Origin of the sequence: Allotamlana fucoidanivorans (assembly GCF_045788535.1) — a bacterium.
Lineage (GTDB): Bacteria > Bacteroidota > Bacteroidia > Flavobacteriales > Flavobacteriaceae > Allotamlana > Allotamlana fucoidanivorans.
Genome location: NZ_CP074074.1, coordinates 2,277,584 through 2,301,960, shown reverse-complemented (window position 1 = coordinate 2,301,960; position 24,377 = coordinate 2,277,584). Strand labels below are relative to the sequence as shown.

General features: G+C 34.2%; 22 protein-coding genes. 7 read left to right on the top strand and 15 right to left on the bottom strand.

The window, feature by feature from the left end; genetic code table 11:
- Window positions 1–209: 209 nt before the first annotated feature.
- The 3 genes from KFZ70_RS10110 (at window position 210) to KFZ70_RS10100 (ending at window position 5,202) form a co-directional block, all read left to right on the top strand.
- Window positions 210–431 carry a DUF2795 domain-containing protein gene (locus KFZ70_RS10110; RefSeq protein WP_019387375.1) on the top strand — a complete coding sequence of 74 codons (222 nt, stop codon included), beginning with the start codon at window positions 210–212 and terminating at the stop codon, window positions 429–431.
- A 162-nt stretch (window positions 432–593) separates the two neighbouring features.
- Complete coding sequence (gene secA, locus KFZ70_RS10105) at window positions 594–3,947, top strand: preprotein translocase subunit SecA (protein WP_139695434.1); 3,354 nt, start codon at window positions 594–596, stop codon at window positions 3,945–3,947.
- Between the two features lie 136 nt (window positions 3,948–4,083).
- Window positions 4,084–5,202: a BamA/TamA family outer membrane protein gene (locus KFZ70_RS10100; protein WP_139695435.1), complete on the top strand. Its 1,119-nt coding sequence runs from the start codon at window positions 4,084–4,086 to the stop codon at window positions 5,200–5,202.
- Between the two features lies 1 nt (window position 5,203).
- Here KFZ70_RS10100 and KFZ70_RS10095 read toward each other — a convergent pair whose 3' ends face one another.
- The 13 genes from KFZ70_RS10095 to recR form a co-directional block, all read right to left on the bottom strand.
- Window positions 5,204–5,896 carry a peptidoglycan DD-metalloendopeptidase family protein gene (locus KFZ70_RS10095; RefSeq protein WP_139695436.1) on the bottom strand — a complete coding sequence of 231 codons (693 nt, stop codon included), beginning with the start codon at window positions 5,894–5,896 and terminating at the stop codon, window positions 5,204–5,206.
- A 60-nt stretch (window positions 5,897–5,956) separates the two neighbouring features.
- A complete protein-coding gene (gene rimO, locus KFZ70_RS10090) occupies window positions 5,957–7,261 on the bottom strand; it encodes a 30S ribosomal protein S12 methylthiotransferase RimO (protein ID WP_139695437.1) in 1,305 nt (434 codons plus the stop codon).
- Window positions 7,262–7,379: 118 nt separating this feature from the next.
- A complete protein-coding gene (gene ftsY, locus KFZ70_RS10085) occupies window positions 7,380–8,354 on the bottom strand; it encodes a signal recognition particle-docking protein FtsY (protein ID WP_139695438.1) in 975 nt (324 codons plus the stop codon).
- Between the two features lie 243 nt (window positions 8,355–8,597).
- On the bottom strand, window positions 8,598–8,747 hold the full coding sequence (locus KFZ70_RS10080; protein WP_139695439.1) for a DUF4295 domain-containing protein: 150 nt from the start codon (window positions 8,745–8,747) through the stop codon (window positions 8,598–8,600).
- A gap of 10 nt (window positions 8,748–8,757) precedes the next feature.
- Complete coding sequence (rpmG, locus tag KFZ70_RS10075) at window positions 8,758–8,940, bottom strand: 50S ribosomal protein L33 (protein WP_139695441.1); 183 nt, start codon at window positions 8,938–8,940, stop codon at window positions 8,758–8,760.
- Window positions 8,941–8,965: 25 nt separating this feature from the next.
- Complete coding sequence (rpmB, locus tag KFZ70_RS10070; protein ID WP_072402996.1) at window positions 8,966–9,202, bottom strand: 50S ribosomal protein L28; 237 nt, start codon at window positions 9,200–9,202, stop codon at window positions 8,966–8,968.
- An 82-nt stretch (window positions 9,203–9,284) separates the two neighbouring features.
- Window positions 9,285–10,535: a competence/damage-inducible protein A gene (locus tag KFZ70_RS10065; protein ID WP_139695443.1), complete on the bottom strand. Its 1,251-nt coding sequence runs from the start codon at window positions 10,533–10,535 to the stop codon at window positions 9,285–9,287.
- 2 nt (window positions 10,536–10,537) lie between these two features.
- Entirely contained in the window at window positions 10,538–10,879 is a 342-nt protein-coding gene (locus KFZ70_RS10060) for an Hpt domain-containing protein (protein WP_139695445.1), read from the bottom strand.
- Window position 10,880: 1 nt separating this feature from the next.
- Complete coding sequence (locus KFZ70_RS10055) at window positions 10,881–11,492, bottom strand: fumarylacetoacetate hydrolase family protein (protein WP_139695447.1); 612 nt, start codon at window positions 11,490–11,492, stop codon at window positions 10,881–10,883.
- 73 nt (window positions 11,493–11,565) lie between these two features.
- A complete protein-coding gene (locus KFZ70_RS10050) occupies window positions 11,566–12,342 on the bottom strand; it encodes a 3'-5' exonuclease (protein WP_139695449.1) in 777 nt (258 codons plus the stop codon).
- A gap of 92 nt (window positions 12,343–12,434) precedes the next feature.
- Entirely contained in the window at window positions 12,435–13,760 is a 1,326-nt protein-coding gene (locus tag KFZ70_RS10045) for a dihydrolipoamide acetyltransferase family protein (RefSeq protein WP_139695451.1), read from the bottom strand.
- A gap of 81 nt (window positions 13,761–13,841) precedes the next feature.
- A complete protein-coding gene (locus KFZ70_RS10040; RefSeq protein ID WP_139695453.1) occupies window positions 13,842–14,945 on the bottom strand; it encodes a glycosyltransferase family 2 protein in 1,104 nt (367 codons plus the stop codon).
- A 14-nt stretch (window positions 14,946–14,959) separates the two neighbouring features.
- Window positions 14,960–15,577, bottom strand: a complete 618-nt coding sequence (gene recR / locus KFZ70_RS10035) for a recombination mediator RecR (RefSeq protein ID WP_139695455.1) — start codon at window positions 15,575–15,577, stop codon at window positions 14,960–14,962.
- Between the two features lie 125 nt (window positions 15,578–15,702).
- Here recR and KFZ70_RS10030 point away from each other — a divergent pair, with 125 nt between their 5' ends.
- Window positions 15,703–17,151 carry a sodium:solute symporter gene (locus tag KFZ70_RS10030; RefSeq protein ID WP_139695457.1) on the top strand — a complete coding sequence of 483 codons (1,449 nt, stop codon included), beginning with the start codon at window positions 15,703–15,705 and terminating at the stop codon, window positions 17,149–17,151.
- Here KFZ70_RS10030 and KFZ70_RS10025 read toward each other — a convergent pair.
- Window positions 17,122–17,484: a CoA-binding protein gene (locus KFZ70_RS10025; protein WP_139695459.1), complete on the bottom strand. Its 363-nt coding sequence runs from the start codon at window positions 17,482–17,484 to the stop codon at window positions 17,122–17,124. The two genes, KFZ70_RS10030 and KFZ70_RS10025, sit on opposite strands and share 30 nt — an antisense overlap.
- A 100-nt stretch (window positions 17,485–17,584) precedes the next feature.
- Here KFZ70_RS10025 and KFZ70_RS10020 point away from each other — a divergent pair, with 100 nt between their 5' ends.
- Entirely contained in the window at window positions 17,585–20,065 is a 2,481-nt protein-coding gene (locus KFZ70_RS10020) for an outer membrane beta-barrel family protein (protein WP_139695461.1), read from the top strand.
- A 470-nt stretch (window positions 20,066–20,535) separates the two neighbouring features.
- Here KFZ70_RS10020 and KFZ70_RS10015 read toward each other — a convergent pair whose 3' ends face one another.
- Window positions 20,536–21,543: a 3-oxoacyl-ACP synthase III family protein gene (locus KFZ70_RS10015; protein WP_139695463.1), complete on the bottom strand. Its 1,008-nt coding sequence runs from the start codon at window positions 21,541–21,543 to the stop codon at window positions 20,536–20,538.
- 159 nt (window positions 21,544–21,702) lie between these two features.
- On the opposite strand from KFZ70_RS10015, the gene htpG reads away from it, so the two are divergent.
- Window positions 21,703–23,613, top strand: coding sequence for a molecular chaperone HtpG (gene htpG / locus KFZ70_RS10010; protein ID WP_139695465.1), 1,911 nt, complete (start codon window positions 21,703–21,705; stop codon window positions 23,611–23,613).
- Between the two features lie 141 nt (window positions 23,614–23,754).
- Window positions 23,755–24,219: an FKBP-type peptidyl-prolyl cis-trans isomerase gene (locus tag KFZ70_RS10005; protein ID WP_139695577.1), complete on the top strand. Its 465-nt coding sequence runs from the start codon at window positions 23,755–23,757 to the stop codon at window positions 24,217–24,219.
- Window positions 24,220–24,377 lie beyond the last annotated feature (158 nt).

Below are 24,377 nucleotides of genomic sequence, written 5' to 3'. Positions count from 1 at the left end.
GAATGGTATTGAGAAATCCTTCCCAAATTAATAAATGAAGGCAAAAAAGGACGTTTCAATCCAAGTTAAAAGACACCATATTGAAATAACTTGCAACGGTTTAGTCAACAAAAACATACGTTCTTAAAATTAATAAGTAAATATTTCATTTTTTTCTTGCTTGTTTGAAGTAAAAAATTATTTTTGCACAAAAATTAAACACGTAAGAAATGTATTGGACATTAGAATTAGCATCATATTTAAGTGATGCACCTTGGCCGGCAACAAAAGACGAGTTAATAGATTACGCTATTAGAACTGGTGCGCCATTAGAGGTTGTTGAGAATTTACAATCTATTGAAGATGAAGGGGACTCTTATGATTCTATTGAAGAAATCTGGTCTGATTATCCAACAGACGAAGATTACCTCTGGAATGAAGATGAATATTAAAAAAGCATAAAGAATAACAAAAAAGTCTCGATTTGAGGCTTTTTTTTTGTTTTAAATCACACATAAAAGCGCAACAAGATGTATCTTTGAATGCTTTTGAAAGCGCAAAATTGACATCAAAAAAAACTAGATTAACCTAGTAAAAACATATAACATTACACCATGAGTTTTTTAAATTCTGTATTAAAAATATTTGTTGGCGATAAATCTAAACAAGACGTAAAAGCCATAATGCCTATTGTAGATAAAGTTAAAAGTTTTGAAGCTGCTTTAGAAACCTTGGGTCACGATGAACTAAGAGCTAAAACATCTGAATTTAAAACTAAAATAGCTGAAGCCAATAAAGAGATAGATGCTAAAATAGCTAGTTTAAATAAAGAAGCTGAAACCACCGAAGACATTGACAAACGTGAAGATATTTATCAAGAAATTGATAAACTAAACGACGAGGCTTATAAAATCACCGAAGATGTTTTAAATGAAATACTTCCTGAAGCTTTTGCCGTTGTGAAAGAAACAGCAAAGCGTTTTGTAAATAACACATCCATTTCCGTAACCGCCAATGAATTTGACCGATTGATTTCGGGCGATAAAGCCTATGTGACTTTAGAGGGCGATAAAGCCGTTTGGGCCAATTCTTGGGATGCTGCTGGAAAACCGGTTACCTGGGACATGATTCATTATGATGTTCAATTAATTGGCGGTATTGCCATGCACCAAGGAAAAATTGCCGAAATGCAAACGGGTGAAGGTAAAACCTTGGTAGCCACACTTCCTGTTTATCTTAACGCTCTTGCTGGTAAAGGCGTGCATTTAGTAACGGTGAATGATTACCTTGCTAAGCGTGATAGCGCTTGGATGGCACCAATTTTTGAATTCCATGGGTTAAGTGTAGACTGTATAGATCATCATCAGCCCAACTCACCAGCACGAAGAAAAGCCTATAATGCTGATATTACTTACGGAACCAATAACGAGTTTGGTTTTGATTATCTGCGTGATAACATGTCTCACGCACCCGAAGACTTGGTACAACGTCCGCATCACTATGCGATTGTTGATGAGGTAGATTCTGTTTTAGTTGATGATGCACGTACACCATTAATCATTTCTGGTCCTATTCCAAAAGGGGATCACCATGAATTTAATGAGCTAAAACCAAAAGTTGACGATATTGTTGGGGTACAACGTAAATATTTAACTGGCGTTCTGGCTGAAGCTAAAAAGTTAATTAAGGAAGGTGACACCAAAGAAGGTGGTTTTCAATTACTACGCGTCTATCGTGGTATGCCTAAAAACAAAGCTTTAATTAAGTTTTTATCTGAGGAAGGTGTAAAGCAGCTACTTCAAAAAACAGAAAACTTTTACATGCAGGATAATAACCGTGAAATGCCAAAGGTTGATGCCGAATTGTACTATGTTATTGAAGAAAAGAACAATCAAGTAGAATTAACGGATAAAGGTGTTGACTATATTTCTGGAAAAGATAACCCTAATTTTTTCGTATTACCCGAAATAGGTGTTGAAATTGCCAAAATTGAAGAACAAGGTCTAGATCCTGAAAAAGAAGCGACCTTAAAAGAAGACTTATTTAAAGATTTTGGTGTAAAATCAGAACGTATTCATACCTTAAATCAGCTATTAAAAGCCTATGCTTTGTTTGAAAAAGACACACAATATGTGGTGATGGACAACAAAGTTATGATTGTTGATGAGCAAACAGGCCGTATCATGGATGGTCGTCGTTATTCAGATGGTTTACATCAGGCTATTGAGGCTAAAGAAAATGTGAAAATTGAAGATGCCACCCAAACCTTTGCTACCGTAACCCTTCAAAATTACTTTAGAATGTACCGCAAACTTTCTGGTATGACAGGTACTGCCGTTACTGAAGCCGGTGAGTTTTGGGAAATCTATAAATTAGATGTGGTTGAAATTCCTACCAACCGTCCAATTGCACGTGATGATAGAGACGATTTAGTATATAAAACAAAACGTGAAAAATACAATGCAGTAATTGATGAAGTCACCAAATTATCACAGGCAGGTCGCCCAGTGCTGATTGGTACAACTTCGGTTGAAATTTCAGAGTTACTTGGAAAAATGCTTAGTATCCGCAAGATTCCTCACAATGTATTAAACGCAAAACAACATAAAAAAGAAGCTGATATTGTAGCACAAGCAGGTCATGCAGGTCAAGTTACCATTGCAACCAATATGGCAGGTCGTGGTACAGATATTAAACTATCTGATGAGGTTAAAAAAGCTGGTGGTTTAGCTATTATTGGTACAGAGCGCCATGATTCTCGACGTGTAGACCGCCAGTTACGTGGTCGTGCTGGACGTCAAGGAGACCCAGGAAGTTCGCAATTCTACGTCTCACTTGAAGATAACTTGATGCGCTTATTTGGTAGTGAACGTATTGCCAAAATGATGGATCGCATGGGATTAAAAGAAGGCGAAGTGATTCAGCATTCTATGATTTCAAAATCTATTGAGCGTGCACAGAAAAAAGTAGAGGAAAATAACTTTGGTGTTCGTAAGCGCTTGTTAGAATATGATGATGTCATGAATGCTCAACGTGAAGTTGTTTACAAACGTCGTCATCATGCCTTACATGGAGAACGTCTTCGTGTAGATTTGGCCAATATGATTTTTGATACTTCTGAAGGTATAGCCGAGACCAACAAAGGAGCTAACGACTTTAAAAACTTTGAGTTTGAATTGATTCGGTATTTCTCAATGAGTTCTCCTATTTCTGAGCAAGAATTCGGAACATTATCGGCTCAAGAAATCACCTCAAAAATTTATAAAACCGCCTTTGAGCATTACAGAGAGAAAATGACCCGTAATGCTGATATTGCTTTCCCTGTAATAAAGAATGTTTACGAAAATCAGCGTGATAAATTTAAACGTATTGTAGTACCATTTACCGATGGGGCAAAAAGTTTAAATGTAGTTACGGATCTTGAAAAAGCCTATGAAACTAACGGTAAACAGTTGATTACCGATTTTGAAAAGAACATTACTTTAGCCATTATTGATGATGCCTGGAAAACGCATTTACGCAAAATGGATGAGCTGAAACAATCAGTACAGTTAGCTGTGCATGAACAAAAAGACCCGCTTCTTATATACAAATTTGAAGCCTTTGAATTGTTTAAAAGTATGATTGATCAGGTAAATAAAGATGTGATTTCTTTCCTTTTTAAAGGTGAATTACCTCAGGAAACACAAGATACTATTCAAGAGGCTAGAGCAAGAAAGCAAGAAAAATTGAATACCCAAAAAGAAGAAATTCCCAATTTGGATGAGCGTTCGGCACAAAATCGCGCTGCAGGAAACACCCAACGTCAGCCAGAAGTTGTTGAAACTATTGTACGTGATAAACCTAAAATTGGACGTAACGACCGTGTTACCATTAAAAATGTATTGAACGGTGAAAGCAAAACATTAAAATATAAGCAAGCTGAGCCTTTAATCACCAAAGGAGAATGGGTTTTGATTGAAGATTAATTCTGCCTCATTTTATAAAAAGCATAAAAAACCCAATAGAAAATCTATTGGGTTTTTTATGCTTTCACTGAGTCCCATTTTAATCTTTAAATTTCAAATGTTTATTGTATTTTTAAACTGACCATTATTTCACGTTATGCAACCAAACAGATTATTAACAGCTTTTATTCTTGTATTACATGTTACCTTAATGCAAGCTCAAGAGCCCCAAAAAGATACTATTTTTAATGCTGCATCAAAAACTTTTGTAGCAGTGCCATTAATTACTAATAATCCTGCAATGAAAACTGGCTTTGGCGGCTTAGGTATGTACCTTTTTAGTCTTAATAAAAAAGACACAATTTCCCCGCCTTCTCTAGCTGCTTTATACGCTATTTATTCAACCAATAAAAGCTATGTTGCTGTTCCTGCAGGTCGTTTTTTTTGGAACGAAGATAGAAACAGAGCCTCTGTAGCCCTAGGAACTTATCGTGTTAATAATGATTTCATATACAATGAACTTGGTAATGATTTACGTTTAGTATACTCGGAAATTCGTAACTTTATAACTCTTGAATACAGTAGAAAAATAATTAGTGACTTCTATTTAGGCTTTCTTTATTGGGGCACCAAAACACTTTATAAATTTGACCAAGGCACCAAAGAAGAAAACGAATTAACGGAGGAGTTTTTTAAAGAAAATGGTATTGAAGATAATTTTATTTCAAGTATTGGGCTAAATTTTTCTTATGATAGTAGGGATTATGTGTACTATCCAACCAAAGGATTTGTTTTTAGTATCAGGCCAAAACTCTTTAATGGTTGGCTGGGAAGTGATAATAATTATGTAGACACCGATTATAATTTCACCTATTATTACGCATTAGCAAAAGATAAGGTTTTAGCAACGAGACTTTCGGGAGGTTCTGCTTTTGGAGATGTTCCTTTTGACGGCTATCAAACCTATGGTTCAAGAAGTAGTCTTAGAGGGTATGAAGCAGGAAAATATAGAGGAAAACATTTAATCACTCTCCAGTCTGAATTAAGATGGCGCTTTTATAGAAAATGGGGTGCCGTATTTTTTGCTGGAACCGGGAGTGTTTGGGGCAATGAGAATAATGGCGAAGAAGAATTTGAACGCCAATGGCTTCCAAGCGCCGGGGCAGGATTAAGATTTATGGTTTCTCCTGCGAAAAAAATTAATTTAAGATTAGACTATGCCTATGGTGTAGATGGAAATCAAGGACTTTACTTTGGAGTAATGGAAGCTTTTTAAATCATTGATTTAACCCCAGTAAAATATTAGGATCTGGACAATTGGTTTTATAAAAAGCTAGATTTTCTTGACTACAAACTCCAGGATAATCTCCCCAAAAACTCTCAATATCTTTAATGACTTGAAAATGTAAATGTGGCGGATAGTCTCCATTAACATTCGAAGTTCCTAAAGAACCTATGCGTTGTCCTTGTTCAATTGTTAGTCCTACCTCTAAATCATGCAGCGATTCTAAACTTAAATGACCATAAAGCGTATAGAACACATCCTCATCAATTTGATGCTTTAATATAATAGTAGGGCCATAATCTCCATAATTGGTATTGTTATTAAAACTATGTACTGTACCAGCAAACACTGCCAACACTTTAGTTCCAGCATCACACCATAAATCTAACCCTAAATGGATATTACGTTCTGTTTCTGTGTTTTCATTAAAATGGGAGCTACGCTTATAAATGTTTCGAATTTCTAAATAACCACCATAGGCTACCTGAGCCTTATAATTTTTGAGATAATTATTTATATAAACACTGAAGTTTTCAGAAGAAGTCAGGTCTATATCATTTAAGTCCGTATTCGATTCAGATAAATCAATCGCAATATAGTTATCTCCAGTATTGGGAATATCCAAAACCTGTAACGTTTCAAAACACGCCGATTTAATAACTTCTGAAAATAGACTAGATCCCATACATACTATGCTAAATATCCAAAAGTAACGCAATATTATTTAAAATAATAAACCTGAAAATTAGATAACCACCTCAGCGTATAAATCAAAATCTTCAGCCTCAACAACCTTAACCTTAGCAAATTCGCCTGTTTTTAAATACGTAGTTGTAGCATCAATAAGCACCTCATTATCTACATCAGGAGAATCAAACTCTGTTCTTCCAACAAAATAGTTTCCTTCTTTCCTGTCTATTACCACATTAAACTCTTGACCAATTTTTTCCTGATTAAGTTCCCAAGAAATTTGAGATTGCACTTCCATGATTTGATTGGCACGATCAGTTTTAACTTCCTCAGGTACATCATCCTCAAGATTATAGGCATGTGTATTCTCTTCATGGCTATACGTAAAACACCCCAAACGTTCAAAACGCATGGTCTTCACCCATGCTTTTAACTCTTCAAAATGCGCTTCAGTTTCTCCGGGATATCCTACTATAAGCGTTGTTCTGATAGTCATTTCTGGAACTTTCTCTCTAAAAGTTTCAATCAGTTTTGTTGTTTTCTCCTTAGTAGTACCACGGCGCATACTTTTTAATAGATCATCAGAAATATGCTGTAACGGAATATCTAAATAATTACAAATCTTCGGTTCTTTTTTCATTAAATCGAGTACATCCATCGGAAATCCCGTTGGAAAAGCATAATGCAAACGAATCCACATTATACCCTCAACCTTAACTAAGGCTTCAAGTAATTCTGCCAGATTTCTTTTTTTGTATAAATCTAACCCGTAATAGGTTAAGTCCTGAGCTATTAAAATCAATTCTTTAACCCCATTTGCTGCCAATTTCTCTGCCTCAATAACTAAATCTTCTATAGGAGTACTTTTGTGCCTACCTCTCATAATTGGAATAGCGCAAAACGAGCAAGGTCTGTCACACCCTTCAGCAATCTTTAAATAAGCATAATTTTTAGGCGTGGTGGTTAAACGCTCTCCTATCAGCTCATGCCTATAGTCTGCCCCCAAGGCTTTTAATAAACCTGGTAATTCTGTTGTACCAAAATACTGATCTACATTAGGAATTTCCTTCTCCAAATCGGGTTTATAGCGCTCGCTTAAACAGCCCGTAACAAATACCTTATCTACCTCCCCTTCTTCTTTTTTTTGCATATACTCCAAAATGGTGTTTACACTCTCTTCTTTGGCATTGTTTATAAACCCGCAAGTGTTTATTACAACTATATTACCCTCTTCTTCATGAACTACATCTTTACCACTGGCCTTTAATTGCCCCATTAAGACCTCACTGTCATAAACATTCTTGCTACAACCTAGTGTAACTACATTGATCTTATTTTTCTTTAGAGATTTTGTACGCATAATTTCTATAAATCAGGCTGCAAAGATACGTAATGATGATGGATATAGAATTCATTCTAAAAACAAAAAAGAGACATAACGCATCATGTCTCTTTTAAATATCTTGAATTCTTAATTTTTATTTAAAAAACGAATCCACAAATTCATATTTATTAAATACTTGTAAATCTTCAATACCTTCACCTACGCCAATATACTTTACAGGAATTTGAAACTGATCTGAAATACCGATAACAACACCGCCTTTGGCTGTTCCATCAAGTTTGGTAACCGCTAATGACGTAACTTCAGTGGCTGCCGTAAATTGTTTAGCTTGTTCAAAAGCATTTTGCCCTGTAGAACCATCTAACACCAAAAGAACATCATGCGGGGCATCACTCACAACCTTTTGCATAACGCGTTTTACTTTTGTCAACTCATTCATAAGGTTTACCTTATTATGGAGTCTCCCTGCGGTGTCAATAATTATTACATCTGCATCTTGGTGTACACCAGATTTTACAGCATCAAAAGCCACAGAAGCAGGATCACTTCCCATATTTTGACGTACCATTGGTACTTCTACACGATCTGCCCATACTTGCAGTTGATCTATAGCAGCAGCTCTAAACGTATCAGCAGCTCCTAAGACGACTTTTAATCCTTTCTTTTTAAATTGATAGGCCAATTTACCAATAGTAGTGGTTTTACCAACACCATTAACCCCCACTACCATTAAAACATAAGGTGTTTTATGGCCACCATCTTGTTTAGGTAATTCAGGAATGGTATAATCTGTTGCTTCACCAGAATTTGTTTCACTTAACAGCGCTGCAATTTCTTCTCTAAGAATCTGATTGAGTTCATCGGTTCCCAAGTATTTATCTTTAGACACACGTTCTTCAATGCGCTCAATCACTTTAAGTGTAGTATTTACGCCAACATCACTTGACACTAAAACTTCTTCAAGATTATCTAATACTTCATCATCAACTTTTGATTTTCCTGCAACGGCTTTACTTAGCTTTCCAAAAAAACTAGTTTTTGATTTCTCTAAGCCTTTATCTAAAGTTTCCTTTTTCTCGGAAGAAAATATTTTTTTAAAAAAACTCATGGTCTCTTTTGGTTGGTTAAACGCTATAGTATTAACGATTGAAATATCTGTTAAAAACGCTTCCTTATAAAGTTGCCAGAAACGCATTCTACATATACAATCAGATAACACCTTAAAACATGGTAGTCAATTTTCTTACCATATTTACTTTTCTGCTATTTTGACAGAAAAGCATTCAAATATAAAAATAAAAAAGCTGCTTTCTATATGAAAGCAGCTTATAATATCTTGAAACGAAACCTTTTATTTCTTTAAAAAGTCGTTAACTTCTTCTGGACTCATTATAGACTCAACAAACATGTAAGCTCCTGTTTTTGGAGACTTAACCATTTTTATTGCTTTTGTTAATCTTTTAGATCCTGTTTGTAATGATGCTACTGATTTCTTTGCCATGATCTATGTCTTATTTAATTTCTTTATGAACTGTCATACGCTTTAGGATAGGATTAAATTTTTTAATCTCCATTCTTCCTGGCGTATTTTTTTTATTTTTTGTAGTAATATATCTTGAAGTTCCTGGTTGACCAGATTCTTTGTGCTCAGTACACTCTAAGATTACTTGTATTCTGTTACCTTTCTTTGCCATGTCTTTTACTTATTAAATACAGCTATTATTTTAAAAATCCTTTAGATTTTGCTTCTTTAATTGCTGCAGATATACCTATTTTATTAATAGTTTTTAAAGCAGATGTAGAAACTTTTAAAGTTACCCATTTATCTTCCTCTGGAATGTAGAAACGTTTCTTCACTAAGTTCGCGTTAAATTTGCGCTTAGTTCTATTTAATGCATGAGACACGTTGTTTCCAACCATTGCCTTCTTCCCTGTAAGTTCACAAACTCTTGACATTCTATATAACTTTAAATTCTTTGTTGCTTAAATTCGAGGTGCAAATATACAAATTCTTTATATTATGACAATTAAAATGTTGTCAATTTTTAAAAATTTCTTTCAAGAGCATTTCTAAAGCTTTATTAACCGCTTTATTAATGACTTTTATTCTTGAATTTCCGAAGTTAAAGGCTTGGGAATACACCTCTGTATTGGTTGCAATAGCAATATGTACTGTACCAACTTCGGCATCAGAATCTCCTTTTGTGGGCCCTGCATTTCCTGTGGTTGCAATTGCGTAATCTGACTGAAATAAGGCCTTTGCATTCCGAGCCATAGATTCTGCCACTTGAGCACTTACTACCGAATATGTATTAATATCTGATTCAGGAACTTGCAACACCTTTATCTTTGATTGTGTCGAATAGGTAACTAAACCTCCCTTGAAAAAGGCTGAAGCTCCTGAATGCACAGTAAACCGTTCTGCTACCGCACCTCCTGTACAACTCTCTGCTATAGCTAAAGTATCGCCCAATTTTGTTAACTGCTTGGCAATTACTACTTCTACTGAACCATCTTCATCTTCTAAACCTGCATACTCTTCTCTTATTAACGGAATGACCTTGTTGATTTGATCTTGAATGTCTTTTTTTAATTGTGCTTCATCAGAACCTTTAGTAGATAACCGCAATCGCATTTTTCCTAAGTTTGGCAAATACGCAAGTTTAATATGACTAGGTAAAGCATCTTCCCAAGAGGCTATTCTGTCGGCTAAAGCACTTTCACCTAAACCATATACAATCATAGTTTTGTGAAGTATAAACGGACAATTAAATTTTTCTTTCAACTTAGGAATAACCTCATTATCAACCAATTCGGTCATTTCATAAGGTACCCCAGGCAATGAAATAAATACCTTGTCCTGCTTTTCAATCCACATACCTGGTGCCGTTCCTAATCGGTTCATTAAAGGTTTTGATTTTGAAGGAATAAGCGCCTGGTCTCTATTAACTTGTAGCATGGTAGTCCGCACATGCTGCTTCCAAATAGTTTCAATATTTTCAAGAACCGCATCGTTTCTTTCCAAGGTGTCTTCAAAATATTCTGCTATTGTCTTTTTTGTAATATCATCTTTTGTGGGTCCCAACCCACCTGTACAAATAATTATATCTACACGGCTTTCTGCATTTTTTAATGCTTGTAAAATATGTAGTTTATCATCTTGTATTGAGGTTATTTGATATACAGAAACCCCAATTTTATTAAGTTGTTTAGCTATAAAGGCAGAATTTGTATCAACAACTTGCCCTATAAGAAGTTCATCGCCGATGGTTATAATTTCGGCTAACATAATTACAAATTAAAATCAGATTTTATTTCGGCAGTAGCATTATCAACCGCTGAAATTACAATAGCCAATTGAGAGGATATATCTTCACCTCTTTTCTCAAACTTTCCCCAATCCTGTACCTCTATTAAAGTATCGAGCACGCCTAATTCAAACAAATCAACCGTTGGCTTCATTTTATGAGCGGCTTGATAAGCGTTAAAATAATCTTCTTCTGCTACGGCTTTCTTTAAACGTTCTGCATCTACGGGCACTTCTTCTAAAAAAGCTGCAGCCAACGCCGCTATAAAGTCGGTATCATTATCTGCTAATTCCTTTACTCTAAATAATTTATAATGCTGTTCCATTTTATTTTACATGTATTGAAAACATCTCATTGTTCTCTATAAACCCCTTTAATTTATCATGAGCATTTACTTTACCAACTCCTGCTGGAGTACCTGTAAATATAATATCTCCTATCTTTAAAGTGAAATATTTTGAGACATATTCTATTAATTCATCAATTTTCCAAAGCATATGGCTTGTATTTCCATTTTGCACAATATTATCGTTCTTTTTTAAAGAAAACTCAATGTTGTTTATATCTAAAAAAGCATTTTTATCCATCCACTTACCTACTACAGCGGCTCCATCAAATGCTTTAGCTTTTTCCCAAGGCAGCCCTTTTGCTTTTAATTGACTCTGCATATCGCGGGCTGTAAAATCTATCCCTAACCCTATCTCCTTGTAATATTTATGCGCAAACTTTTTATCTATATACTTTCCTACGCGATTAATTTTAACAAGAACCTCAACTTCATAATGTACATCATCAGAAAAATCAGGAATAAAAAAAGGCTGCTTTTTCAGTAAAATAGCGGTATCTGGTTTTAAAAACACCACTGGATGTTCTGGCCTTTCATTTTGCAATTCTTCAATATGCTCTGCATAATTTCTTCCTATACAAATCAGCTTCATAATCTATTTTTATCATTGGTTTTGAAGTAAGGATTCTTGTGTAACACCACCTAAAAAAAGTAAACCTCTTATTTTAGCCTAGTTTATTATTAAAACTTCTTAATTTAATGGCTGTAAGTACTTTTTTGGTATATAATGGAAAATCAGCATTAAGCAACCAACCAAAATACCCTGGTTCTTTTTCAAGAACTTCTGTTACTAATTTTCCTTTGTGTTTCCCAAAAGAAAAACATTCCTCTCCTTTTTTATTATAAGTAATAAATCCTGCAAAGTCTGCAAACTTCTTTCTGGCGCTAAACTCGGCTAAAAATTTTGTGCTATTTTCCAACTCTTCATACTTGTCTATTTGCGCTTTTAACACCTCATAAGTCGCTTTGGTATCTGCTTCAGCACTATGCGCATCTTCTAAACTTTCATTACAATAAAACTTATAGGCGGCACTCAAGGTACGTTGCTCCATTTTATGAAAAATAGTTTGCACATCAACAGCTAACCTATTCTTCATATCAAAGTCAACATCGGCACGTAACATTTCTTCTGCTAGTAATGGGATATCAAATCGATTAGAATTAAACCCTCCTAAATCTGAATCCTTTATCATGTTGTAAATGTCTCTAGCCAACTCTTTAAACGTTGGTTCATTGGCCACTTTCTCATCAGTAATACCATGAATTTTTGTCACTTCCTTTGGTATAGGCATTTCAGGATTAACTAACCAGGTTTTACTTTCTTCCGTACCATTAGGATATATCTTTAAAACTGATATTTCTACAATTCTATCTGTTGTAATGTTGACACCTGTTGTTTCTAAATCAAAGAAACAAATGGGTTTTGTTAAGTGTAACTGCATTAGTTCTTAATTAATTATACTGCGCTTTGTGCAAAAATAAAAAAACCTAACCGTATAAATGATTAGGTTTATAAGTGCTTTAATTCTATACTTTATAATTCCCTGTTTACATCCCAAGCCTCTAAATAATCTTTTACAGACTTTACAAACATACCACCTAAAGCCCCATTGACTACACGGTGATCATAGGAATGAGACAGGAACATTTTATAACGAATCCCTATAAAATCACCCTCTGGTGTTTCAATAACTGCGGGCACTTTTCTAATAGCGCCTAAGGCCAAAATACCTACTTGAGGTTGATTAATTATAGGCGTTCCCATGATGCTTCCAAAAGACCCAACATTAGTAACGGTATAAGTGCCACCCTGAATTTCATCTGGTTTTAACTTATTCATTCTGGCACGATTGGCCAAATCATTAACTTGTTTGGTCATGCCTACTAAATTTAGTTGATCCGCATTTTTTATAACAGGAACTATTAAATTACCATCGGGTAACGCCGCTGCCATTCCTATATTGATATTTTTCTTTTTTATGATTTTATCATTCTGTACCGAAATATTCATCATAGGGTAATCACGAAGCGCCTTAGCAATCACTTCCATAAAGATTGGAGTAAAGGTTAAATTTTCTCCTTCACGCTTCATAAAACCTTCTTTCACCTTTTTTCTCCAATTCCAAACATTCGTCACATCAGCTTCAATAAAACTTTGCACGTGTGCTGAAGTTTGAATAGATTCTACCATATGGTTAGCAATAAGCTTACCCATTCTAGTCATTTCTATAATCTCGTCTTCTCCGCTTGATAGAACTCTAGGCTTTTCTGGTTTGACAGCCTCTCTGGGAGTAACCTCTTTTTTAACCTCTTGTGGTTTTGATACTTGAAGTTCACCACCACCCTTATTTTCAATGAATTTTAAAATATCATTTTTGGTAACTCTGCCATCTTTTCCTGTACCTTGAATAGCGTCTAACTCTTCTTGCGAAATCCCTTCTTCTTTTGCTATATTTTTTACCAGAGGCGAATAAAAACGTTCTTCACTAGATATTACAGACGTTACCGCATGCTCCGCAACCGAAATAGTTTGAATCACCTGCTCTACAGCCTCTTGAATTTCAGGCTCTGCGGATTCTTCGGTTTTACTTAAATTTGACCCCTCAGTATCTTCGTCTCCATCAGTCTCTATAATAGCCAAAACTTGACCTACTTGAACCACATCATCTATATTAAAACGTCGTTCTACCAAAACACCATCTACCTCACTAGGCACCTCACTATCTACTTTATCTGTAGCAATTTCTAAAACGGGCTCATCCATTTCAATAGAATCACCAACATCTTTTAGCCATGTAGTTACGGTTGCTTCAGCAACGCTTTCTCCCATTTTTGGTAACTTAAGTTCAACCCTTGCCATATTAGTAACGTATTCCTTGTTTTTTAATTTAATTTTGCAAAAATAATAAAAATAAAAGCTGAATAGTAGATAATACTCAAATTACTCATCAAAAACAAAAACTTCTCCTCTATCTATAGTACTATCACTACCTAATATAAATTTTGAATTATTTGGCAATATTTTATAAGTCGTATTAGCTATGTTATTTTGTTTTTCAATATTACAAATGATTTCTTTATATGACATAAAATTAGCATCAAAAATAACTTCTGTAGGTACAGAAAAATATTTTAACTTCTGCATTAAAAAAATATTTTTTCCCAAGATTTTATTTAATAACTCATTCTGCTTATTTGAAATAAAAGCATACTGTTGTACTCTTTTTTTCTTCAACTCTGGTTTTGTTCTAAAAGTATAGACTATTTGAACACCTAACCAAACTATAAGATCATACAAAATGTTTTTCCTGAAATGTTTTTTATAAAAAATTTGCATAGCGCCATAAAAACGTTTCGCATAGTTTTTATCTCGTAATGTACTTTCTCCCTTAAAGTGAATGACTGTTATACCGCCATAATAATAATTATGATATCCTTGTTGCAAGGACTTATAAGAGATATCAATATCTTCACCGTACATAAAATAATCTTCATCAAAACCTCCTAATTCATTGTATACGTTCTTTCTCAGTAACATAAAAGCTCCTACCAGAATATCTACTTTTGATATTGATTCCTTTGGTACATTATGTGCATAATACGCTTTTGAATCTCCTAGCAATTTCTTAAAAGCCGCTTGAACATATGGTATATTACGCTTACTTTCTGGTAAAAAACCTCCCTTGCCATTAATCAGCCTGCACCCTACTATTCCTAAATCCTCTTTTGACTCTGCAAATTTTAATAAAACTTCAAAGGTATCCTCGCCTACTACGGTATCAGGATTTAAAATGCACACGTACTCTCCTTGAGCTTTTTTAACACCAATATTATTCCCTTTTGAAAAGCCGTAGTTTTCTCTGTTCTCGATTAAGATAACTTCTGAAAACAGTTCTCTTACCATGTTGCAGCTATCATCTTCAGAGTTATTATCAACAACAATAATTTCAGAATCAATATCCTTTAATGCCGCCTGTACACTCTTAATGCAGAGTTCTAAAAAATACCGAACATTGTAATTTAAAATAACTACAGATAACTTCAAACTTAAACTTCTTTTTAATGTTTTAACGAAGATTCAAACGGGATTCTGTTTACTATACTTCTTCCCAACGTAATTTCGTCAGCATACTCCAATTCATCACCAACTGATATCCCTCGGGCAATGGTTGACGTTGTTATATTAAACTGCTGAATTTGTTTGTAAATATAAAAATTAGTAGTGTCACCTTCCATGGTAGAACTTAATGCAAAAATAAGTTCTTTCACTTGGCCTTTGGCCACTTTTGTTACTAAAGACTCAATATTTAGGTCGTGAGGCCCAACGCCATCCATTGGAGAAATTTTACCTCCTAGAACATGATACAAGCCTTTAAAAGAGCTTGTATTCTCAATAGCCATAACATCTCGTATATCTTCTACTACACAAATAACGTCAGTCAACCTATTAGGATTTGAACAAATTTCACAAAGTGCCACATCACTGATGTTGTGACACGAAGTGCAAAATTTCACATCATTGCGCATATTTTGTAAAGCATTTGCTAACCCTAAAGTTTGATCTTTAGGTTGCTTAAGCATATGCAAAACCAAACGTAATGCTGTCCGCTTTCCTATTCCTGGTAACTGAGACATTTCATTTACCGCCCGTTCTAATAATTTTGACGAAAACTCCATGGCGGCGAATTTAACATTTCACAATGACATTAACTAATTTTAATGATTCTTCATTAAAATAGGTGATATTCCATTTGGTTTTTGGAAGTTTATATTTGTACTTTTCAAAACATTAATTTTTATACATGTCCTCAATACAAATCATTTTTCTTATCGCTTCTTATTTCATCGTTTTGATGTTAATATCCTATTTCACTGGAAAAGAAGACAGTAACGATGCTTTTTTCAAAGCAAATAAATCGGCGCCTTGGTATTTGGTTGCGTTTGGAATGATAGGTGCTTCCTTATCTGGCGTTACCTTTATATCGGTCCCAGGTGCGGTTGAAACAAAACAGTTTGGCTACCTCCAAGTAGTGTTTGGCTATTTTTTTGGATATCTTGTTATAGCTTATGTGTTACTTCCTATTTATTATAAACTCAACCTCACTTCAATCTACACTTATTTGAGAGATCGCTTCGGCAGAGTAAGCTATAAAACAGGATCCATTGCCTTTTTAATATCTAGAGTCGTTGGGGCTTCATTTAGACTTTTTTTAGTGGCTAAAGTGTTACAATTATTAATTTTTGATCAATATCATATTCCTTTTACTGTAACCGTAATTATTACCATAGGACTGATTTGGCTTTACACCTTTAAAGGCGGCATTAAAACTATTATTTTTACTGACACCTTACAAACCTTGTTTATGCTGGTTTCAGTAGTTATTACTATTGCTTTTTTGGCTTCGACCCTTAACCTTAACGACATATCTTCCATTTACACAAATGTTAAAGAAAGTGCCTTGAGCAAGGTATTCTTTCTTGATAATGTAAATGACGCTCAGTATTTCATAAAAAGCTTTTTAGCAGGTATATTCATCACTATTACCATGACTGGATTAGATCAAGATATGATGCAAAAAAATCTAACCTGCAAAAATTTAAAAGAAGCGCAAAAAAATATGATTTCTTTCAGTATCATATTAATTTTTGTAAACATTTTGTTTTTAGTGTTGGGGCTTTTATTAACCCAATATGCCAATGAGCATGGTATTATGGCAAAAAAAGACGATTTATTCCCTACTATAGCGATGCTCCCCGAAATAGGAATTTTAACCTCAGCATTTTTTTTACTTGGCTTAATTGCCGCAGCCTATTCAAGCGCAGATTCTGCTTTAACCAGTTTAACTACATCTTTTTGCATTGATATTATTGAATTAGATAAAAAACCTATTGAAGCGCAAAAACGTATTAGAAAACGCACTCATGTTTTCATTAGCGCCCTTTTGGTTGTAGTTATTGTTCTTTTTGATGCCATCTTTAAGGATGTTTCTGTTATTTGGGAATTATTTAAAGCGGCAGGATACACCTACGGCCCATTGCTTGGTTTATTTGCCCTTGGTATATTCACTAAAATAAAACTGAAAGACACCTATGTTTGGATAGTTGCACTCATTGCGCCTTTAATTTCATATTTACTCAACAGCTATTCAGCAGAGCTTTTAAACGGTTACCAAATAGGCTTTGAAATATTAATCATTAATGGCCTGCTTACATTTCTTGGATTAATACTGATTCGTAGAAAGCAAAACTAAAGTACAGGCTTCTTCATAAAAAATATTGTTTTGCTGTAACAGTTTATAAAGTTCTGGGTTTTCGGTACCAGGATTAAAAATAACGCGCTCTGGTTTCAATAATAAAATATAGTCATAATATGCCTTTTGACGTGTTGCGTTTAAATACATGGTCACCGTATGTATTTTATTATGTGATTTAAGTGTAGTTTCAATTTGTATACCAGAAACCTCTCCTTGTTTCAAACCAATGGCAACCACCTCAATATTGTTAGCCACCAATCTTTGAATGGCATAATTTGAGTATCTATTAGGTTTTAAGGACGCGCCTAGCACTAAAGTTTTTTTATTCATAATGTTAAATTATTGTTAAGTAAAACAAAACCCGTAACAGACTCTACCTACAAACGTCTATCTATTAAACTATTCATCATCAATCAACAAACTTATCTCAATGAAAAACTTATTTTTCATGTGCGTTTTACACATTACAACTTTGACTCACGCACTCAACCCTCCAATTATAAATGGCGATAAAAACGGATCGATATCAGGCATTGTTTTAGACGCAAATTTAAAGGAACCCTTACCCTACGTAAACGTAATAATAAAAAACAACAATGGCGCTACCTTAACGGGTGGCATTACCTCTGACGATGGTTCTTTCAATATAGATAATATCATTGAAGGCGATGTTTTAGTAAGCATTCAATACATTGGTTACAAAACTTACAGCAAACCAGTAACCATAAAGAAAGGTAATTACAAAGTAAATCTGGGCAAAATTTATTTAGAAGAAGAAGCCGAAAACCTTGATGAGGTAACCGTGGTAGCTGAACTATCTACCATACAACAAAAAGTAGACAGAAAGGTAATCACTATAGGCAAAGATTTAACAACGGCTGGAGCCAGTGCCAGTGATATTATGAATAATCTACCATCTGTTAATGTTGATCAACAAACCGGAAACATTAGTCTTAGAGGAAACGAAAATGTAAGAGTTATGGTTGACGGCAAATTAAGCAACGTACCTATTGCCCAGTTATTAAAACAAATTCCTTCTACATCAATTAAACAAATAGAACTCATTACCAATCCTTCAGCAAAATACAATCCTGAAGGTATGAGTGGTATTATTAATATTAAGCTACATAAAAATACGCAAGTCGGTTTCAACGGCAATCTTAATATAGGCCTGACCAAAGAGATTTTTGCTAAGTTCAATAGTTCTATTGATATGAATTATAGACATGGAAAGTTTAATTTTTATGGAAACTATGGCAATAATATTGGTAAATATGACAATTTTGGAAATATTAATCGTTTAGACGATCAATCTAATAGACAAGATTTCACATTCGGAAATAATAACAAATCCCATCTGTATAAAGTTGGGGTAGATTTTTATATGAATGATAAAAACACCATATCTTTTTTCACCAACCAAAATATATTTTCAGGAAAAGCGTTTGGTAATACCGTTATCACCTTTCCAGGAGAACCTGTTCAAGAACAAATATTTAACAACATTTCAGAAAACAACTCGGGTCAGTATAATTTGGCATATAAACACAATTTTGATAAAGAGGATGAAACGTTAGACATTGAGATTAACTTCAACGACTACGAGCAAGAAGAAGTGGCAAATTTTGATTTTGTCAACTTTATTTTTCCTCAAAATTACGTAGACCATGTTAACACTGATAGAAACAGAACCACAATAAATGCAGATTACGTTAACCCAATTAGTGAAAAGGCTAAAATTGAAGCTGGTTTAGAGGCGAGGTTATTTGAATCAAACGTTGACTATTTTTCAACAGGTAAAACTTTTGATGGCGAAGGTAACATTATAAACACGCCTAGCACAGATTTTGATTATAAACGCGATATTTATTCGATCTATTTCACCTATGGAAGAAAAACCGAAAAATGGAGTTATCAAGCAGGCATACGCGCTGAACAAGTAAATGTTAATGCCAAAGCGTTAAGACTTTTTGATGACAATGCAACTGAACTCATTCCGTTTGAAAACAATTATTTTCAAATTTACCCATCGGTGTTTTTAACCTACTCACCTTCAGAAAAAAACGCCTATCAACTAAGTTACAGTCGACGTGTAGATCGCCCTGGATTACAACAAGTTAACCCAATTAGAGAATGGAGCACACCACTTATTTCTTCGTTTGGAAACACCAATTTACAACCCCAGTTCACTAATTCCATTGAAACCAATTATACCAGACAATTTGAAAAGGGAAGCATAACAGCTGGTGTATTTTATAGAATTATTGAAGACAACATTAGCAGATATGTTTATATTGATCGAACAGACATTAGTTCGGGAAAAGTCATTCTATCTTTTGATAATTTCTCAAACACTTCGGCTTACGGTTTTGAACTGTCATCTAATTACAGAGTGGCTAAATGGTGGAGCCTAAATGGTAGTTTTGATCTGTACTCACAAACTCAAAAAGGCATCACTGAGTACCTTGATACAGACGATTTACCCAACGCAACCCCAGAGGACATTGTAAGAGAAGAAATTGAAGTGGATAATGTGATTTGGAACTTAAGATTGTTTAATAATTTTAAAGCTTCAAAAAAATTAAGCTTTTCTTTATTTGGGTTATACAGAGGCCAACAAAAAGGTATTCAATTTACCAGAAAACCCATGTATTTTGTAAATACAGGACTAAGATATAGTTTCATGGAAGATGACAGAGCTACTTTCAGTTTTAACTATAACGATATTTTTAACACCATGCAATTTGCCTTTGAAGGCAGAACGCCTTACCCTTCACGAGGTGATTTTAATTGGGAAAGTAACACATGGAATATTGCCCTTTCATACCGATTTGGAGGTAACAAATATAAGGCTTTAAGAAGAAAATCTCGTGATAATAATGAAAAGTCAGGTAGCGGTGGCTTTCTATAATATAAACGCAATAGCCTGTGCATAATAGTTGATGGTTAGTGTTATTTAAAAGGCTATTGAAAAAGAACTCCCATAGTATTTTACCGTGGGAGTTCGATTTTTTTATCTCACACGTTCATTTATATGTTAAATTTTTGATTATCAACAATAAAACGTCACAATTAACGTTAGGAGGTTATATACTATCTAACCAAAGCGGATAAATAATTATTTAGAGTTAGTCGTCTACACATTTCAAAAAATTCGTAGTTTATGATTAGTATATAAAAAACTCGAAATTTATTTTCGAGTTTTTCTTTGTATGTTAAAAAAAGTTAAAACTTTAATAATCAATGCAATAAAAAAGACAATATTACGTCTTATATAACAAGATTCTTCACATTAGTGTTAGTTGAAGTTGATTAATAGCTAGAAAAGCCCAAAACTAATTAGTTTTGGGCTTTTTGTTTTCTCTTGTTTATTTTAAATATTTAAACCCACCTTATAATGGCGCTAGCCCATGTAAAGCCACTGCCAAAAGCTGCCAAAACCACATTATCTCCAGCGTTTATTTTACCTTCTTCCCAAGCCTCTGTTAACGCTATAATTACAGATGCCGCCGTAGTATTACCATACTTCATTATATTATTAAAAACTTGGTTGTCATTTAATCCGAACTTTTTCTGAATGAATTGAGCTATTCTTAAATTGGCTTGATGCGGAATTAACATATCTATGTCTTCTTTTTGCATGCCATTTTGCATTAACCCTTCCATAATGACCTCACTAAAACGTACTACAGCATGTTTAAAAACAAATTGGCCATCCATATAAGGAAAATAAGAAATATCCTCTTCTTTTGATTGTAATATTTCAGGCACCCAATGTGCAATACTAGGTGATTCTACTATCAGTTTATCGGCATACTTCCCCTCACTATGTAAGTGTGTAGACAAAATACCTTTAGACTGGTCTTCCTCTCTAGATAACACACAAGCCCCTGCACCATCTCCAAAAATAACTGTTACTCCTCTTCCTCGGGTTGTTTTATCAAGGCCATTACTATGATATTCAGCACCAATAACCAAAACATTTTTATACATACCTGTTTTGATAAACTGATCGGCCACAGAAATGGCATAAACAAAACCAGAACATTGATTACGCACATCAAGCGCTCCTACGGTTGGCATATCAAGCATATCTTGAATCTGTACCCCACACCCTGGAAAATAATAATCGGGACTAAGCGTAGCAAATACAATAAAATCTATATCATCTTTTGTTAATCCAGAGCGCTCAATAGCTATTCTTGCAGCCTTGGCTCCCATCACAGCTGAAGTATCCTCTGAACCTTCAGGAATCCACCGTCGTTCTTTTATCCCTGTTCGTTCTTGAATCCATTCATCATTGGTATCCATGATTTTAGATAAATCATCATTGGTCACCACATGATCTGGAACATACTTTCCTAAACCTATTATTTTTGAATTATACATGGCTATTATCTTTTTAAGATAACCAATTTACAAAATAATCTATTCAGTTTCATAGATGTAAATTCTAAAACAGGTGTCAGTTTGTCATATTTCTTTAAATGGCATTTTTGTTGACTGGTTAAACAAGTAATTAAAACAATAAATAAATCATTATAAATCATGACAAAAGGAAATATTAATGTATCGGTTGAAAACATCTTCCCACTCATTAAAAAATTCTTGTATAGCGATCACGAAATATTTTTACGTGAGCTTATTAGTAACGCCACAGATGCTACTTTAAAACTAAAGCACCTTACTAATATTGGTGATGCAAAGGTTGAATACGGAACCCCTCAAATTGAAGTTAAAATTGATAAAGAAGGAAAAAAGCTTCATATTATTGACCAAGGCTTAGGTATGACCGCTGATGAAGTTGAAAAATACATTAATCAGGTTGCTTTTTCTGGAGCTGAAGAATTTTTAGATAAGTATAAAGATTCTGCAAAAGATTCAGGAATTATTGGTCATTTTGGTCTTGGTTTTTATTCAGCATTTATGGTTGCTGAAAAAGTAGAAATCATTTCTAAATCATACAAAGATGAACCCGCCGCGCATTGGACTTGTGATGGTTCTCCTGAATTCACACTAGAAACTGCCGACAAAACAGAACGAGGTACTGAAATCATTCTTCATATTGCAGAAGACTCTACTGAGTTCTTAGAAGATGGCAGAATTCGTGAACTGCTATTAAAATACAATAAATTCATGCCAATTCCAATCAAATTTGGAACTAAGGAAATCAATGACCCTGAGCATGAGCCTGCTACTGTAACAGATAAAGACGGTAAAGAAACCAAAGAACCTCATAGAAAAATTACGGTTGACGATATTATTAACAACCCTAATCCGGCTTGGACAAAACAACCTACCGATTTAAAAGATGAGGATTACAGCAACTTTTACCGTGAGTTGTACCCCATGCAGTTTGAAGAGCCTTTATTCCACATTCACTTAAATGTTGATTATCCGTTCAACTTGACAGGAATTTTATATTTCCCTAAGTTGAGTAATGATATGCAAATACAAAAGGACAAAATTCAACTGTACCAAAACCAAGTTTTTGTAACCGATAATGTTGAAGGTATTGTTCCTGAGTTTTTAACCATGTTGCGTGGTGTGATTGACTCACCAGACATTCCGTTAAATGTATCACGTTCATACTTGCAAGCTGATGGCGCTGTAAAAAAGATTTCATCATACATAACCAGAAAAGTTGCTGATAAATTAAAATCGTTGTTCAACAACAATCGTGAAGATTTTGAAGCTAAATGGAACGATATCAAAATCGTTATTGAGTATGGTATGCTTTCTGAAGAAAAATTCTTTGAAAAAGCAGAAGCTTTTGCACTTTACCCAACGGTTGATGGTAAGTATTATACCTATGACGAGTTATATAACAAAATCAAGGCAAAACAAACCGATAAAGATGATAAATTAGTGATTCTTTATGCGTCTGATAAAGATGCACAACATAGTTATATTGAAGCTGCTAAAGCCAAAGATTATGAAGTGTTACTATTAGATTCTCCTATTGTATCACATTTAATTCAAAAGCTTGAAACTACCAAAGAGAAGATTTCATTTGCTCGTGTTGATGGTGATCATATTGACAACCTTATCAAGAAAGACGAAAACACAATTTCTAAATTAGATGAAGATCAAAAGAAAGCGCTTGATGAGTTGTTAAAAGAAGTGATTCCTTCTGATAAATTTATGGTACAACTTGAAGCTATGGATAGCAACGCAAGTCCGTTCATCATTACACAACCTGAATTTATGCGCAGAATGAAAGAAATGCAACAAACTGGCGGTGGCGGCATGTTTGGTATGGGTAATATGCCAGAAATGTACAACCTTGTTGTAAATACAAACTCTGAATTAGTTGGTGAAATTATTAACACAAAAACCAAAAAGAAACAAGAGCGTTTAATTAATCAAAGTTTAGATTTAGCTAAACTGTCTCAAGGTTTATTAAAGGGTGAAGAATTAACCAACTTTATTAAGCGCAGTTATGACATGATTAAATAGTTGACGCCCTAATGTGTTCAGCATTCTATATAAATAAAGGCCACTTCTTAACAGAAGTGGTTTTTTTTTGAACATCATTTAACATATTTATAGGAAATAATACTTAACATCTGTGCTATATTAGCGCCTAAATTTTAAATGATGAAACAATTTTTATTCCTATTTACCTGCGCTATTTTAGCATCGTGCTCAAAAGATAAAAATGACAATGAGTATATAGACTACAGAGTAAAAAACGACGAAGAAATTCAGGCCTATATTGAAGCTAATAATTTAGAGGCCACAAAAAGTGACACGGGTTTATACTATATCATAGAAGAACAAGGAACCGGTGACACGCCTTCATACAGTAGTAATGTTACTGTAGCTTATAAAGGTTATTTTACTAGTGGAAAAGTGTTTGATGAAAGTGATGAAGCTGGCATTTCTTTTAATTTGAATCAAGTGATTCCTGGCTGGACCGAAGGCATCACATATTTTAGTGAAGGCGGAAGTGGAAAATTATTAATTCCATCACACCTCGCTTACGGAAGTTATGATTATTCAGGAATACCTGGAGGTTCTGTTTTAATTTTTGATATTAATCTCATTTCAGTAAACAATTAAAATGAGTATCCCCTTTTAATAGAAGCCACTTTTGTATGAAGTGGCTTTTTGTTTTTTCTAGATTATGACCAACATATCCAATAACAAGGTTAAAGTTTATCTTCAACACGAAAGCATAAGTGTTTCAACAAATATTTGTTACTTTTACCATGATAACA

Coding starts and splice junctions, on each gene's coding strand:
- KFZ70_RS10110 (WP_019387375.1), top strand. CDS start 210: ATGTATTGGACATTAGAATTAGCATCATATTTAAGTGATGCACCTTGG.
- secA (WP_139695434.1), top strand. CDS start 594: ATGAGTTTTTTAAATTCTGTATTAAAAATATTTGTTGGCGATAAATCT.
- KFZ70_RS10100 (WP_139695435.1), top strand. CDS start 4,084: ATGCAACCAAACAGATTATTAACAGCTTTTATTCTTGTATTACATGTT.
- KFZ70_RS10095 (WP_139695436.1), bottom strand. CDS start 5,896: ATGGGATCTAGTCTATTTTCAGAAGTTATTAAATCGGCGTGTTTTGAA.
- rimO (WP_139695437.1), bottom strand. CDS start 7,261: ATGCGTACAAAATCTCTAAAGAAAAATAAGATCAATGTAGTTACACTA.
- ftsY (WP_139695438.1), bottom strand. CDS start 8,354: ATGAGTTTTTTTAAAAAAATATTTTCTTCCGAGAAAAAGGAAACTTTA.
- KFZ70_RS10080 (WP_139695439.1), bottom strand. CDS start 8,747: ATGGCAAAGAAATCAGTAGCATCATTACAAACAGGATCTAAAAGATTA.
- rpmG (WP_139695441.1), bottom strand. CDS start 8,940: ATGGCAAAGAAAGGTAACAGAATACAAGTAATCTTAGAGTGTACTGAG.
- rpmB (WP_072402996.1), bottom strand. CDS start 9,202: ATGTCAAGAGTTTGTGAACTTACAGGGAAGAAGGCAATGGTTGGAAAC.
- KFZ70_RS10065 (WP_139695443.1), bottom strand. CDS start 10,535: ATGTTAGCCGAAATTATAACCATCGGCGATGAACTTCTTATAGGGCAA.
- KFZ70_RS10060 (WP_139695445.1), bottom strand. CDS start 10,879: ATGGAACAGCATTATAAATTATTTAGAGTAAAGGAATTAGCAGATAAT.
- KFZ70_RS10055 (WP_139695447.1), bottom strand. CDS start 11,492: ATGAAGCTGATTTGTATAGGAAGAAATTATGCAGAGCATATTGAAGAA.
- KFZ70_RS10050 (WP_139695449.1), bottom strand. CDS start 12,342: ATGCAGTTACACTTAACAAAACCCATTTGTTTCTTTGATTTAGAAACA.
- KFZ70_RS10045 (WP_139695451.1), bottom strand. CDS start 13,760: ATGGCAAGGGTTGAACTTAAGTTACCAAAAATGGGAGAAAGCGTTGCT.
- recR (WP_139695455.1), bottom strand. CDS start 15,577: ATGGAGTTTTCGTCAAAATTATTAGAACGGGCGGTAAATGAAATGTCT.
- KFZ70_RS10030 (WP_139695457.1), top strand. CDS start 15,703: ATGTCCTCAATACAAATCATTTTTCTTATCGCTTCTTATTTCATCGTT.
- KFZ70_RS10025 (WP_139695459.1), bottom strand. CDS start 17,484: ATGAATAAAAAAACTTTAGTGCTAGGCGCGTCCTTAAAACCTAATAGA.
- KFZ70_RS10020 (WP_139695461.1), top strand. CDS start 17,585: ATGAAAAACTTATTTTTCATGTGCGTTTTACACATTACAACTTTGACT.
- KFZ70_RS10015 (WP_139695463.1), bottom strand. CDS start 21,543: ATGTATAATTCAAAAATAATAGGTTTAGGAAAGTATGTTCCAGATCAT.
- htpG (WP_139695465.1), top strand. CDS start 21,703: ATGACAAAAGGAAATATTAATGTATCGGTTGAAAACATCTTCCCACTC.
- KFZ70_RS10005 (WP_139695577.1), top strand. CDS start 23,755: ATGAAACAATTTTTATTCCTATTTACCTGCGCTATTTTAGCATCGTGC.